This is a genomic window from Glycomyces rhizosphaerae (assembly GCF_042647865.1).
Taxonomy (GTDB): domain Bacteria; phylum Actinomycetota; class Actinomycetes; order Mycobacteriales; family Micromonosporaceae; genus Glycomyces; species Glycomyces rhizosphaerae.
This window is the reverse complement of the sequence record NZ_JBHRWO010000021.1, coordinates 746,187-760,485: the sequence shown is the minus strand read 5'-3', so window position 1 is coordinate 760,485 and position 14,299 is coordinate 746,187. Positions and strand designations below refer to the sequence as shown.

9 protein-coding genes are annotated in these 14,299 nt (G+C 69.6%); 5 read left to right on the top strand and 4 right to left on the bottom strand.

Features of this window, described 5'->3' with window-relative positions; translation table 11 throughout:
* Nucleotides 1–74: 74 nt before the first annotated feature.
* From ACFO8M_RS23875 to gltB, 4 genes are all read right to left on the bottom strand, one after another.
* Nucleotides 75–983: an acyl-CoA thioesterase gene (locus ACFO8M_RS23875; protein WP_387980206.1), complete on the bottom strand. Its 909-nt coding sequence runs from the start codon at nt 981–983 to the stop codon at nt 75–77.
* A gap of 4 nt (nt 984–987) precedes the next feature.
* Nucleotides 988–2,397 carry a pyruvate kinase gene (gene pyk / locus ACFO8M_RS23870; protein WP_387980204.1) on the bottom strand — a complete coding sequence of 470 codons (1,410 nt, stop codon included), beginning with the start codon at nt 2,395–2,397 and terminating at the stop codon, nt 988–990.
* Nucleotides 2,398–2,544: 147 nt separating this feature from the next.
* Entirely contained in the window at nt 2,545–4,014 is a 1,470-nt protein-coding gene (locus ACFO8M_RS23865; RefSeq protein WP_387980202.1) for a glutamate synthase subunit beta, read from the bottom strand.
* Nucleotides 4,007–8,638 carry a glutamate synthase large subunit gene (gltB, locus tag ACFO8M_RS23860; protein ID WP_387980200.1) on the bottom strand — a complete coding sequence of 1,544 codons (4,632 nt, stop codon included), beginning with the start codon at nt 8,636–8,638 and terminating at the stop codon, nt 4,007–4,009. Before gltB ends, ACFO8M_RS23865 begins: the two co-directional genes overlap by 8 nt.
* Before the next feature lie 238 nt (nt 8,639–8,876).
* Here gltB and ACFO8M_RS23855 point away from each other — a divergent pair, with 238 nt between their 5' ends.
* From ACFO8M_RS23855 to ACFO8M_RS23835, 5 genes are all read left to right on the top strand, one after another.
* Nucleotides 8,877–9,854: a hypothetical protein gene (locus tag ACFO8M_RS23855; protein ID WP_387980198.1), complete on the top strand. Its 978-nt coding sequence runs from the start codon at nt 8,877–8,879 to the stop codon at nt 9,852–9,854.
* A 264-nt stretch (nt 9,855–10,118) separates the two neighbouring features.
* Complete coding sequence (locus tag ACFO8M_RS23850; protein WP_387980196.1) at nt 10,119–10,913, top strand: hypothetical protein; 795 nt, start codon at nt 10,119–10,121, stop codon at nt 10,911–10,913.
* Nucleotides 10,914–10,982: 69 nt separating this feature from the next.
* Nucleotides 10,983–11,930, top strand: a complete 948-nt coding sequence (locus ACFO8M_RS23845; RefSeq protein ID WP_387980194.1) for an RNA polymerase sigma-70 factor — start codon at nt 10,983–10,985, stop codon at nt 11,928–11,930.
* Nucleotides 11,931–12,022: 92 nt separating this feature from the next.
* Nucleotides 12,023–13,222 carry an NAD(P)/FAD-dependent oxidoreductase gene (locus ACFO8M_RS23840; RefSeq protein ID WP_387980192.1) on the top strand — a complete coding sequence of 400 codons (1,200 nt, stop codon included), beginning with the start codon at nt 12,023–12,025 and terminating at the stop codon, nt 13,220–13,222.
* A 119-nt stretch (nt 13,223–13,341) separates the two neighbouring features.
* Nucleotides 13,342–14,211, top strand: coding sequence for a hypothetical protein (locus ACFO8M_RS23835; protein ID WP_387980191.1), 870 nt, complete (start codon nt 13,342–13,344; stop codon nt 14,209–14,211).
* Nucleotides 14,212–14,299 lie beyond the last annotated feature (88 nt).

Genomic DNA, 14,299 nt, shown 5'->3' with positions numbered 1-14,299 from the left:
CGGTGGTTTCGCTACGCAAAAGGACGAGGGTGCCCCGAATGGGTGCGCCCTCGTCCTTCAATGCGTTTCAGGCGTTACGGAACGCCGGGGGTCTCGGGGGTCTGGCGGAGCAGGCCCTCCTGGGTGGCCGAGGCGATGTGCAGCCCCGACGCGTCGAAGAACCGACCCTGGGCCAGGCCGCGGCCGTCGGCGGCGGTCGGCGACATCGAGTCGTACAGGATCCAGTCGTCGAAGCGGAACGGGCGGTGGAACCACAGGGCGTGGTCCAGGCTCGTGCCGAGGTACCCGCCGGGGCCCCAGACCGCGCCGTGGCGGCTGAGCACCGAGTCCAGCAGCGTCAGGTCGGAGGCGTACGTGAGCACGCACACGTGGATGAGCGGGTCGTCCGGGAGGTTCCCGTCGGCTTTCATCCAGACCCGCTGGTGCTCCTGCGCCGGGCGCTCGCCCGAGGCCGAGAAGCCCGAGCCGCCCCCGGCGTAGCGCACGTCGATCGGGCGCGGCACGCGCGCCCAGATCCCGAGCCGGTCGGGATGGGCCTTGAGCTGCTCGCTCAGCGGCGGGATGTCCTCGGGGGCGGGCAGCCCGTTCGGCGCGGGATCGGTGTGCTCCAAGCCCTGCTCGCCGGTGTGGAACGAGGCGGACATGAAGAAGATCATCTGCCCGTTCTGCAGCGCCACCGTACGGCGTACGGAGAAGGAGCGGCCGTCGCGGATGTTCTCGACCTGGTAGACGATCGGCTTCTTGGAGTCGCCGGGGCGCACGAAGTAGCCGTGCAGCGAGTGCACCCGCCGGTCGGCCGGGACGGTGCGCCCGGCCGCCACCAGGGCCTGGCCGGCGACCTGGCCGCCGAAGACCCGCTGGAGGCCCACTTCGGCGCGCGGTCCCCGGAACAGACCCTTGTCGATCTCCTCCAGGTCGAGGACGCCGAGGAGCGAGTCCACGGCGTCCTGGCCTACGAGGACTTCCCTCCCTGAACTGTTCAAGGGATCAGGAGCCGATTCGGTGGACCCGGACGGTGTTCGTCGAACCGGGGGTCCCGGCCGGCGTGCCGGCCACGATGACCACGAGGTCGCCCGGCTGCGCCAGGTTGTGCTCCTGCACGGTCTTGTCGACCAGTTCGAACATCGTGTCGGTGTGGTCGACGTGCTCGACGAGGTACGAGTCGGTGCCCCAGGAAAGCGCCATCTGGTTGCGGACGCTCTCGATGGGGGTGAGCCCGTAGAGCGGCCGGTTCGGCTTGAGGCGGGCGAGGCGCTTCACGGTGTCACCGGTCTGGGTGAACGCCACGAGGGCCTTCGCGCCGATCGCCTCGGCGATGTCGGCGGCCGCGTGGGTCACCGCGCCGGACTTGGTCTTCGGGTCGTGCAGCAGCTCACGCAGCGGGATCGGACCGTTCTCGGTGGTCTCCACGATCTTGGCCATGGTGCGCACGGTCCCGATCGGGTACTTGCCGACCGAGGTCTCGCCGGAGAGCATCACGGCGTCGGTGCCGTCGAGGACGGCGTTGGCGACGTCGGAGACCTCGGCGCGGGTGGGCCGCGCGTTCTCGATCATCGAGTCGAGCATCTGGGTCGCGACGATCACGGGCTTCGCGTTCTCGCGGCAGAGGCGCACGATCTCCTTCTGCACGAGCGGGACCTCGTCGAGGGGCATCTCGACGCCCAGGTCGCCGCGGGCGACCATGACGCCGTCGAAGGCCAGGACGATCTCCTCGAGGCGCGCGACGGCCTCGGGCTTCTCGACCTTGGCGATGATCGGGCGGCGCACGCCGACCTCGTCCATCACCTTGTGGCCCAGGCGGACGTCGTCGGGGCTGCGCACGAACGACATCGCGATGAGGTCCACGCCGAGGTTCAGCGCGAACTTCATGTCCGAGATGTCCTTCTCGGACAGCGCCGGGACCGAGATGTTCACGTTCGGGAGCGACAGGCCCTTGTTGTTGGAGACCGGGCCGCCCTCGACCACGAGGCACTCGACGTCGGTGTCGTCGGCGCCGAGGACCTCGAGCGCCAGCTTGCCGTCGTCGACCAGCAGGCGGTCGCCCTTGGAGACCTCGGCCGGCAGCTTCTTGTAGGTGCAGGACACGCGGTCGTGGGTGCCGTCGACGTCGTCAGAGGTGATCTTGACGCGGTCGCCCGCGTCCCACTGCTCGACGCCGTTGGCGAAGGTGCCCAGACGGATCTTGGGGCCCTGCATGTCGGCCAGGATGGCGACGGGCTTCCCGGCGGCCTCGGCGGCTTCACGGACCATCTGATAGACGGCCTCGTGATCGGCCTGGGCGCCATGGGAGAAGTTCATGCGGGCGACGTTCATGCCGGCGTCGATCAGGCCGGCCATACGCTCGGGCGTGGCGGTTGCAGGCCCGATGGTGCAGACGATTTTTGCTCTACGAGTCACCCTGCGAGCTTATATCGGACGCTCACTCGCACTCGCACGGTCTCCGCAGTTGAGAGGTGGAATTCACCGGTGCCGGAATGCAAAAGAAAGATAGGCGGAATTGAGCGCAGCGATATATTCACTGCACTCAATTCCGCCTATTGCACTTTATGCCGCGAGCGGCTGTGCGCGCGCGTCGACGGGCGCCGGAAGCGCCGTCTGGCCGCCGAGGTAGCGGTGCGCGGCGGCGGCCGCGGCGCGGCCCTCCGCGATCGCCCACACGATGAGCGAGGCGCCCCGGTGGGCGTCGCCCGCCACGAACACGCCCGGCGCGTCCGTCTGCCAGTCCTCGCCGCAGTCGATCACGTTGCGCCGCGTGCGCTCGATCCCGAACTGCCGCAGCAGCGGCTGGTCCTCGGTGCCCGCGAATCCGATCGCCAGCAGCACCAGGTCGGCCGGGACGATCTCCTCGGTGCCGGGCACCGGGACGATGTCGCGGCGGCCCTGGGACTTGTCCACGGTGACCTCGCTGAAGCGCATCTGGCGCACGTGCCCGTGCTCGTCGCCGATGAACTCGGCGGCGGCCGACGCGTAGTTGCGCTGCCCGCCCTCTTCGTGGGCCGGGTAGTTGCGCACGATGACCGGCCAGGTCGGCCACGGGTCCTTGCCCGCGTCGCGCAGGTCCGGCGGGGTCGGGTACAGGTCGAGCTGGCGCACCGAGGCCGCGCCCTGCCGGTGGGCCACGCCCAGGCAGTCCGCACCGGTGTCGCCGCCGCCGATGATGACGACGTGCTTGCCCTTGGCGTCGATCGGCGCGAACGGGGCCTTGCCCGCGACCACCTGGTTGGCGCCCACGAGGTGCTCCATCGCCTGGTGGATGCCGGCGAGCTCGCGGCCCGGCTGCTCGGTCTCGCGGCCTTCGAGCGCGCCCACGGCCAAGATCACCGCGTCATGGCGTTCACGCAGGTCCTCGGCGGTGAGGTCCACACCGATGTTGGTGTCGCACACGAACTCGACGCCCTCGGCGCGCATCTGCTCGACGCGGCGGTCGATCTGGTGCTTCTCCAGCTTGAAGTCGGGGATGCCGTAGCGCAGCAGGCCGCCGGGCGCGTCGTCGCGCTCGTAGACCGTGACCGCGTGGCCCGCGCGGGCCAGCTGCTGGGCCGCCGCCAGACCCGCCGGGCCCGAGCCGACCACCGCGACGGACTTGCCGCTGGAGGACTCGGCCGGCTGCGGCCGGACGTTCGCGTCGTCGAACGCGCGGTCGATGATCTCGACCTCGATGTTCTTGATGGTCACCGGGTCGTCCCCGATGCCCAGCACGCAGGCGGCCTCGCACGGCGCCGGGCACAGCCGCCCGGTGAACTCCGGGAAGTTGTTCGTCGCGTGCAGCTGCTCGATCGCCGCGCCCCACCGGCCCGTGCGGGCCAGGTCGTTCCACTCGGGAATCCGGTTCCCCAGCGGGCAGCCGTTGTGGCAGAACGGGATGCCGCAGTCCATGCAGCGCGAGGCCTGCGCCGTCACCAGCTCTTTGGAAGTGCGGGTGTAGACCTCGCGGTTGTCGAGGATGCGCACCGGCACCGGGCGCCGCTTGGGCACCTCGCGGCCGTGCTCGAGGAATCCGCTCGGATCAGGCATTGGCGGCCTCCTTCTCGGTCAGGACGAGCGTGCGGGTCTTGATCGTGTCAATGGCATGACGGGCGAGGACGGCCTTGTACTCGCGGGGGATGACCTTCGTGAAGCCGCTGGCCGCACGCGGCCACTCGCCGAGCAGGTCGGCGGCGACGGCCGAACCGGTGGCCCGGCCGTGGCGCAGCAGCAGCGAGTGGACCAGGTCGATGTCGGAGGCCGACAGCGGGTCGAGGTCCGCCAGCGCGGTGTTGGTGCGCGCCTCGTCCAGGCGCCACACGTAGGCGACGCCGCCGGACATGCCGGCCGCGAAGTTGCGGCCGGTCGGGCCGAGGACGAGGACGGTGCCGCCGGTCATGTACTCGCAGCCGTGGTCGCCCACGCCTTCGACGACGGCGACCGCGCCGGAGTTGCGGACGGCGAAGCGCTCGCCGACCTTGCCGCGGATGTAGACCTCGCCGGAGGTGGCCCCGTACAGGAGCGTGTTGCCGGCGATGACGTTCTCTTCGGCCTTGAAGGGGGCTCCGGCGTCGGGGGTGAGCACGAGGCGCCCGCCCGAGAGGCCCTTGCCGACGTAGTCGTTGGCGTCGCCGATGAGCTTGAAGCTCGCGCCCCGGGTGAGGAAGGCGCCGAAGGACTGTCCGGCGGTGCCGCGGAAGGTGAGGTTCACCGAGTCCTCGGGCAGGCCCTCGCGGTGGGCGCGGCTGACGGCCGCGCCGAGGAGGGCGCCGACCGAGCGGTCGGTGTTGCGGATGTCGAGTTCGGCCGTGACCTGCTCGCCGTTTTCGACGGCGGGGCGGGCGAGGTCGACGATGCGGGCCCCGAGCGTGGTCTCGACGCCGTGGTCCTGGACGGTGGCCTGCGTGCGCGGGCCCTCGACCGGGGAGGCGATGATGTTCGAGAGGTCGACGCGGGCGGCCTTGCGGCCGGGTCCGGGGACCTGCTTGAGGCGCTCGACCGCGCCGATCGCCTCGTCGAGGGACCGGTAGCCGAGTTCGGCGAGGAGTTCGCGGACCTCTTCGGCGATGTAGCGGAAGAAGTTCTCGACGAATTCGGGCTGGCCGGTGTAGCGCTGGCGCAGGACCGGGTCCTGGGTGGCGACGCCGACGGGACAGGTGTCGAGGTGGCAGACGCGCATCATGACGCAGCCGGTGACGACGAGCGGGGCGGTGGCGAAGCCGTAGCCTTCGGCGCCGAGGAGGGCGGCGACGAGGACGTCGCGGCCGGTCTTCATGGCGCCGTCGACTTCGAGCTTGACGCGGTCCCGCAGGCCGTTGCGGACGAGGGTCTGCTGGGCCTCGGCGAGTCCGATCTCCCACGGGGTGCCCGCGTGCTTGATCGAGTTGGCCGGGGAGGCGCCGGTGCCGCCGTCGTAGCCGGAGATGAGGATCGTGTCGGCCTTGGCCTTGGAGACGCCGGCGGCGACGGTGCCGACGCCGGTCTCCGAGACGAGCTTCACGTGGACCTCGGCGTCGCCGCCGCCGGCGTGCTTGAGGTCGTGGATGAGCTGGGCGAGGTCCTCGATGGAGTAGATGTCGTGGTGCGGCGGCGGGCTGATGAGGCCCACGCCGGGTGTGGCGTTGCGGGTCTCGGCGATCCACGGGTGGACCTTGTAGCCGGGCAGCTGGCCGCCCTCGCCGGGCTTGGCGCCTTGGGCCATCTTGATCTGGATGGCGTCGGCGGTGGCGAGGTACTCGGAGGTGACGCCGAAGCGGCCGGAGGCGACCTGCTTGATGGCGCTGCGCCGCAGCGGGTCGTAGAGGCGGTCGACGTCTTCGCCGCCTTCACCGGAGTTGGAGCGGCCGCCGAGGCGGTTCATGGCGATCGCGAGGGTCTCGTGGGACTCCGCGGAGAGCGCGCCGTAGGACATCGCGCCGGTGTGGAACCGCTTGACGATGGATTCGACCGGTTCGACCTCGTCGATCGGCACGGCCGGCCGCGAGTCGTCGAAGCCGAGCATGCCGCGCAGCAGACCGGAGTCGGCGGCGATGGCGTTGACCTTGTCGGTGTAGCGCTTGAACACGTCGTACTGGCCCGAGCGGGTGGCGTGCTGGAGCAGGAACACCGTCTCGGGGTTGAACAGGTGCACTTCGCCTTCGCGGCGCCACTGGAAGTCGCCGCCCGGGGGCAGCGGCTCGGAGGTCTCGATCTTGCGCTCGTAGGCGGCGCGGTGGCGTTCGGCGACCTCTTTGGCGAGGGTCTGGAGGCCGATGCCGCCGATCGAGGAGTCGGTGCCGGTGAAGTAGCGGTCGACGAAGTCCGAGTCGAGGCCGACGGCTTCGAAGATCTGGGCGCCGGTGTAGGAGGCGATGGTGGAGATGCCGATCTTGGACATCACCTTGAGCACGCCGGTGCACAGGCCCTGGATGTAGTTCTCGACGGCCTGGGCGGGCTCGTGGTCGATGACGCCCTGGGCGCACAGCTCTTCGATGGAGTCGAAGGCGAGGTACGGGTTGATGGCGGCGGCGCCGTAGCCGAGGAGGACCGCGGCGTGGTGCACGGTGCGGCAGTCGCCGGTCTCGACCAGGAGCGCGACCTTGGTGCGGGTCTGCTCGCGCACGAGGTGCTGGTGCACGGCGGCGGTGAGCAGGAGCGACGGGATCGGCGCGAGGTCGGCGGTGGAGTCGCGGTCGGAGAGCACGAGGATGCGCACGCCGTCCTCGATGGCCTCGGAGACGTGGCGGCAGATCTCGACCAGGCGGTCCTTGAGGCCGCGCGAGCCGTGGCGGGCCTTGTAGACGCCGGAGACGCGCACGGCTTTGAAGCCGGGCATGTCGCCGTCCTCGTCGATGTGGAGGATCTTCGCGAGCTCCTCGTTGTCGAGGATCGGGCGGGCGAGTTCGATCTGGCGGCACGAGTGCGGGCCGGGCTCGAGCAGGTTGCCCTCGGGGCCGACGGTGGTGCCCAGGGCGGTGACGAGCTTCTCGCGGATGGCGTCCAGCGGCGGGTTGGTGACCTGCGCGAACAGTTGCGTGAAGTAGTCGAACAGGAGCTTGGGCCGCTTGGAGAGCCCGGCGATGGGCGTGTCGGAGCCCATGGAGACGAGCGGTTCGGAGCCCTCGGCGGCCATCGGAGCGAGGATGAGCCGCAGCTCTTCGTCGGTGTAGCCGAAGGTGAGCTGGCGGCGGCGCACGGACTCGGGGTCGTGGGCGACGTGCTCGCGTTCAGGGAGCTCTTCGAGGCGGATGAGCCCGGCGTGGAGCCAGTCCCCGTACGGGTGCTCCTTCGCGAGGGAGTCCTTGACCTCTTCGTCGTCGAGGATGCGGCCCTCGCCGGTGTCGACGAGGAACATGCGGCCCGGCTCGAGGCGGCCCTTCTGGGCGACCTTCGAGGGCTCGATGTCCACGACGCCCGATTCGGAGGCGAGCACGACGAGGTCGTCGGTGGTGCGCCACCAGCGGGCGGGGCGCAGGCCGTTGCGGTCGAGGACCGCGCCGATCTGGACGCCGTCGGTGAAGCAGACCGCGGCGGGTCCGTCCCAGGGCTCCATGATCGAGGCGTGGTAGCGGTAGAAGTCGCGGCGCTTGGGGTCCATGGTCGCGTTGTGCTCCCAGGCCTCCGGCATCATCATGAGCATCGCGTGGGGCAGGCTGCGCCCGCCCAGGTGCAGCAGCTCGACGACCTCGTCGAAGTTCAGGGAGTCCGAGCCGCCCGGGGTGTTGATCGGGAAGAGCCGGCGCAGCCGCCCGGGAAGGGCGTCGGTGGCGAGTTCGGCCTGGCGGGCGGTCATCCAGTTGCGGTTGCCGCGGATCGTGTTGATCTCGCCGTTGTGCGCGACCATCCGGAACGGGTGGGCGAGCGGCCAGGACGGGAACGTGTTGGTGGAGAACCGCGAGTGGACGAGGGCGATGGCGCTCTGGAGGCGCTCGTCGGCCAGCTCGGGGTAGAACTGCGGCACCTGCGCCGGGGTGAGCATGCCCTTGTACACGATGGTGCGCGAGGACAGTCCGACGATCGCGGAGCCGTCGAGGTGGCGTTCTCGCAGTTCGCGCTCGGCCTGCTTGCGGACGGCGAAGGCGAGCCGGTCGAGGTCGAGCCCGGAGGCGACGGCGTCCTCGGCGGCGAGGAACACCTGGGAGACGCGGGGTTTGGAGGCCAGGGCGGCGGCGCCGAGCCCGGAGGCGTCGGTGGGCACGTCGCGCCAGCCGAGCACGCGGCAGCCTTCGGTGACGGCGTACTTCTCGACGATGGAGCGGGCGCGCGCGGTGGCGTCGTCCGCTTCAGGGGTGAAGATGAGGCCGGCGGCGTAATGCCCGGCCTCGGGGAGGGCGAAGTCGACCGTGTCGCGGTAGAAGGCGTCCGGGATCTGGAGCATGATGCCCGCGCCGTCACCCGAGTCGGGGTCGGGGGCGGTGGCACCGCGGTGCTCCATGCGGACGAGCGCGGAGAGTCCTTGCTCGATCACGCTGTGAGCGGCCCGGCCTTGCATGTCCGCAACGAAGGCGACGCCGCAGGCGTCGTGTTCCCAACCGGGGCGGTAAAGACCGGGCTCTGAGTTCAGGGCAGAACGCAACCGTGGCCTCCTTCGTCGTCGAGGGCTCCAGCAGCAGGTGGGGGCGCGGAGCACTACGGTGTGGCATACGGGACGACGTCGGCCCGAGAGAATGCAAAGTGTCAGACGAGTGTAATGCATCGCTCATCTGATGGACACCATCGTCCTACGATTCGAGCAGGTGACGCGGTTTTTCTCACACGTGCCGCGGAAAACGTGCAATCGCTTCGTAATGACCGCGTAACGGATCGGTTCCGGAGGGGCGGGCCGCGCAAAGCGGTGGTGGCCGGTGGTTAGAGTGAACCGATATTTCGCGCGGTGCCCATCCCCCGCGCTTGTACACCCCTTCCACAGTACGTTCGCAAGGAGCAATGCACCAATGAGCTATCCCCCGCCCCCTGGCTACGGGCAGCAGCCGCAGCAGCCGGGTTACCCGCCGCAGCAGCCGGGCGGGTACGCCCCGCAGCCGCCGCAGCAGCCTTACGGGCAGCCGTCCCAGCCCGGTTACGGCGCCCCGCAGCAGCCCGGCTACGGCGCCCCCCAGCAACCCGGATACCCGCCCCAGGCCGGCGGCGCGTACGGCGCCCCGCCGCCCATCCCGCCCGGTGGGGGCGGCGGCGGCTTCGGAGAGTTCGCGAAGGAGACCGGCAAGGGCCTCCTGTGGAAGATCGTCCCGGTCATCCTGGTCGTCCTCGGTCTGGGCATCTACCTCGTCGTCAAGCTCGCCGGCGGCGACAGCGCCGGTGAGGCGCTCGACGACCTCGGCGACTCGGACACCGCGGCGACCGTGGCGGAGGGCGACTGCCTCATCGAGGACCTCACCACCATCACCGGCACGGACACCGACCCGACCGCCGGCCTCACCGCCGAGTGCGAGGCCACCGAGGCGTTCTGGACCGTGAGCAAGCTCGTCGACGACCCGGACCTGCGCGCCGACTCGTCGGGCACGCTCGAGGACTACACCGGAATCGAGACCGAGTGCGGCGCGGTCGCCCTGCGCGGCGCCTTCGGCGAGGTGTGGCAGAGCTACTTCTACGTCTACGACTGGGACGGCGGCAAGGTCGACTACCTGATGTGCCTGACCGCCATCGAGAAGGAGAACGCCGACGGCGGACTCCCGATCACGCCCAACGTCGGCGACTGCACCAACGACGACCTCGTCAAGCTCGACTGCTCCGCCCCCGGGGCGCTCTACGTCGTCGACGAGGTCGAGGCCTACGACCCGCCGCTCGACATCTCCGCGTTCGACTACACGACCGCCGTCGGCGGTTGCGCGAACTCCGGGTACTACGCGGCCGAACTCTACGGCGGCGACGAGCTCATCTGGGGCGCGATGTGCCGGAGCGACAACGCCTAAACGCATGGAACAGCGCTTAGCCGCTGCAGGGCCGCCTCCGTTACCGGAGGCGGCCTTTTCTGTTGTCCGGCCTTGAACATGTGTGCGGTGTCGCTTGCGGAGACGTACGTGAGCACCCACGTCGAACGCTTGCGGAGACGTAAGTGAGCACCCACGTCGAACGCTTGCGGAGACGTAAGTGAGCAGAGCGTCGCAAGAGAGCAATATGATGGAAGCCAAGCGAATTGACTTCGCCCTCAAGCCCGGCCCGCGACGGAGAACCCCATGACCTATCCCCCGCCGAACCCCTACGACCCCAACCAGTCGCCGGGCTACGGCCAACCCTCAGCGCCGCAGCACTACACGACCGACGCCGACCCGTATTCGCGCCCCGATCCGTACGGTCCCGGCTCGGGTTACAACAGCGCCCCGAACCACCCCGGCAGCGCCCCTCCCGGCCAGCCGTACTCCCCCGGCCCCGCCTACGCGCCCGGCCAGACCGGCGGCTACCAGCCCCCGCCCGGACCGCCCGGAGGCGCCTTCCAGGTCGGCCAGGCCGCGCCCCCGCCGCCCGGCGCGTCCTCATCGAACCTGCCGCTCATCATCACGCTCGTAGTGGTCGTCGTCGCCGTCATCGGCGGCGGGATCCTCTTGGCGGTCAACATGGGCGGCGGCGAACCCGACCCCGACCCCACCGAGGCCGCCGGCAGCAGCAGCGCCGCCGAGGAGTCGAGCGAGCCGGTCGAGGAGACCAGCGAAGCGGCGAGCGAGGAGGCGACCAGCGAGGGCGAGTCGGTCTACCGCGTTCCCGCCGAAGGCGAGTGCATCGAGAACAACACCGAGGGCTTCTACGTCATCGACTGCGCGGCCGAGAGCGCCTACTGGGAGGTCCTCAAGATCGTGCAGTCCCCCGCGGACCCCGAACCCACCGACGCGTACCACTCGGTCGCCGCCGCCGACGCCTGCGAGGGCAGCGGCAACACGAACTACTACTACACGGACACCGCGATCGCGGCCGGCCGCGAATGGGACCCGGACATCGACTCGATCACCGCGGTCTACTGCGTCAAGGAAGTCTAGAAGCACAGGGCTGCAACGGGTCGCATCTGGATTGATGCGGCCCGTTCGCGTGCGGGCTACGATCGGGTCATGTCCGTGACCCTGGCCGAACTCGACCGGTTCGAGGCCTGCAGGCCCCGTCTGGCGGCCATCGCCTACCGCCTGCTCGGCTCGGCGAGCGAAGCCGAAGACGCCGTGCAGGACGCGTTCCTGCGCTGGCAGTCGGCCGACCGGGACCGCATCGAGGTTCCGGAGGCGTGGCTGACGAAGGTGCTCACCAACCTGTGCCTCAACCAGCTCACCTCGGCGCGGGCGCGGCGCGAGACCTATGTGGGCGAATGGCTTCCCGAGCCGGTGCTCGCGGGCGACCCGATGCTCGGCCCGGCGGACACGGTCGAGCAGCGCGAGTCCGTCTCCTTCGCGGTGCTCACCCTCATGGAGCGCTTGACCCCTGTGGAGCGCGGCGTGTACGTGCTGCGCGAGGCCTTCGGCTACCCGCACCGCGAGATCGCCGAGATCCTCGAACTCACCGAGGCTTCGAGTCAGCAGATCTTCCACCGCGCCAAGAAGCACCTCGCGGACGGCAAGGCCCGCAAGCAGATCGACGAGACCGAGGCGCGGAAGATCGTCGAGGAGTTCCTTGCGGCCGCCACGGGCGGTTCGGTCGCTCCCCTGGTGGAGCTGCTCACCGAGCACGCCGTCGCGGTCGGCGACGGCGGCGGGAAGATCCCGGCCCGCACCAGGCCCTTCGAGGGCGCGACCGCGGTCGCGAAGTTCCTGTGGGGGCTGTTCAGGCCTGCCGAGTCCAAGCGCAAGCTGCTCGGCGGCTCGCCCGAGGTCTACGCCTGGACCGCGAACGGCGGCCCCGCCGCGGTCGCGGTGCTCGACGGCCGCGTCGTCGGCATCATGTGCCTTGAAGTCGGCGAGGACGGCATCGCCGCGTTCCGCAACCAGGTCAACCCCGACAAGCTCGAGCGCGCGACCGCCGTGTGGGCGACGATCGACCACGGCGAACCGCTGATGCGCGCCGCCTTCTAACGCCATGTGACGTGATTCACGATCTATTCCTGTCAGGAAACGGCGGGCCGCCCGGTTCAAGTGGCGAACCCGAACCAGACAGGAGCAAGACCATGCAGCACCGCATCATCGTCCTCGGCGCCGGCTACGCCGGTGCCAGCGCCGCCGGCCGCCTCGCGCGGAAGCTCAGCCCCGAGGACGTCACCATCACCCTCGTCAACGCCGAGCCCGACTTCGTGGAGCGGGTCCGCATGCACGAGCTGGCCGCCGGCAAGGACCTCAAGCCGCGCCCGCTCGTGGACATCCTGGCGGGCACCGGTGTCGAGCTGCGCCTCGCGAAGGTCACCGCCGTCGACGCCGACCGCAAGACCGTCGCGGTCATCGACGCGGACGGCGGCGCCGAGCTCGCCTACGACACGCTCGTCTACGCCCTGGGCAGCGGCTGGAACGACCTGGGCGTCCCCGGCACCGCCGAGCACGCCTGCCAGATCGCGAGCCGCCCCGGCGCCCTCGAGGCCCGGGAACGCCTGGCGCGTATGGACGCCGGGCAGCCCGTCGTGATCGTCGGCGGCGGCCTCACCGGCATCGAGGCGGTCACCGAGATCGCCGAGGCCCGGCCCGACCTGGACGTCGCCATCGCCGTCCGCGGCGGCTTCGGCGACTGGCTCACGCCCAAGGCCCAGGAGCGCCTGCGCGAGGTCGCCGACAAACTCGGCATCACCGTCCACGAGCACGCCGCTGTCACGGCGGTGCACGCCGACGCGGTCGAGACCGAGACCGGGACCATCCCTGCCGCGGTCGCCGTCTGGACCACCGGCTTCGCCGTCCACCCGATCGCCGGAGCGACCACTATGGAGGTCACCGACCGGGGCCAGATCGTCGTCGACCGCGACATGCGCTCGGTCTCGCACCCCGACGTGTACGCCGTCGGCGACTCGGGTTACGCGATGAGCGATGTCGGCAAGCCGCTGCGCATGTCGTGCGCGAGCGGCATCCCGATGGCCTGGATCGCCGCCGACGCGATCGCGGCGGAACTGACCGGCGGCAAGCGCGGCAAGGTCCCGCTCGCCTACGCCCAGCAGTGCATCTCACTGGGCCGCAAGGAGGGCCTGATCCAGTTCGTCACCGCCGCCGACCAGGCCAAGGCCGGTTTCCTCCGCGGCCGCACCGCCGCGATCTACAAGGAGTTGATCTGCAAGGGCGCCGCCTGGAGCGTCGCCAACCCCACGCTCGGCATCCCGGTGCGCCGCAAGCACGTCCAGAACGCCGAAGCCCGCACCGAGGCCGGCTCGGCCGTCAGAGCCCTCGCATAGGGCCCCAACGACCTCACCTCCATCGCGACAACGCGGCGGAGGTGAAGTCCGTCTCTAACGAGAAAATGACAAAGGTTACGCATTTTGTCACCGTCCGGGTGATTCGTAGCCTCGTACAGGTGACAACCCAAGCACACGACAATCCGCTGAAGCTCTGCCGAGAACGACCAGCATTCGCAGTCGACCTCGCCAGTGGGATTCTCAACCTCCCGATCCCCGACTACAGCGAAGTCCTCCCGTATTCAGAATCGTGTACTGACAAAGAAGTCCGAGACCTCAACGCCGACAACGTGGTCGTCTGCCGGGTTGGCAGCGAGAACCGTCTCGGCATCATCATCGAGATCCAGCAAGGGAAGGACGATCGCAAGCTGTTCTCCTGGCCCGCATATCAGGCGAACCTCCGCCACCGCATCAAAGCACCGGTGGTCCTCATCGTGGTCTGCACGAGACCGTCCGTGGCCGCCTGGGCAGCCGAGCCGATCGACATCGGCCAGCCCGGGAGCGCCTTCCGGATGCTCGTGATCAGCCCCGCCAACTACCCGAAGCTCTTCGAGAACTCGGAGAACGGGGCACTCGCTGAGCAGATGGTGCTCGGAACGCTCATTCATGAACGATCGGACGACATCGAACGACTCCTCAAAACCGCGTCGGCGGAACTGGCGCCGCTCGATGAAGAAATTGCGAAACGATACACTCAGTACATGTTGGGGCAGCTCAGCGAGCATCCCCGCACGATCCTGGAGGCCCTGATGCAGCAAGAGACGTACCCGTACCAGAGCAAACTCCTCGCCGATCTCAAGGCCGAAGGAAAGGCCGAAGGCAAGGCCGAAGGAGAAGCAAACGCGCTGCTCATCATCGTCGAGTCGCGTGGCCTGGCGATCACCGAGGACCAGCGTCGCAAGATTGAGAACTGCCAGGACCTTAATGAGCTGAACTCCTGGCTCAAGCTCGCATCAACCGCACCGACCGTCAAAGCCATCATCGGGTAGATCTCCCGTGTGAATGGCGGGCGCCCTAGAGGGCGCCCGCCTTCGCGTTGTTCGGCGACGCCCCTTCCGTCCTGGTGACCTCCGCCGC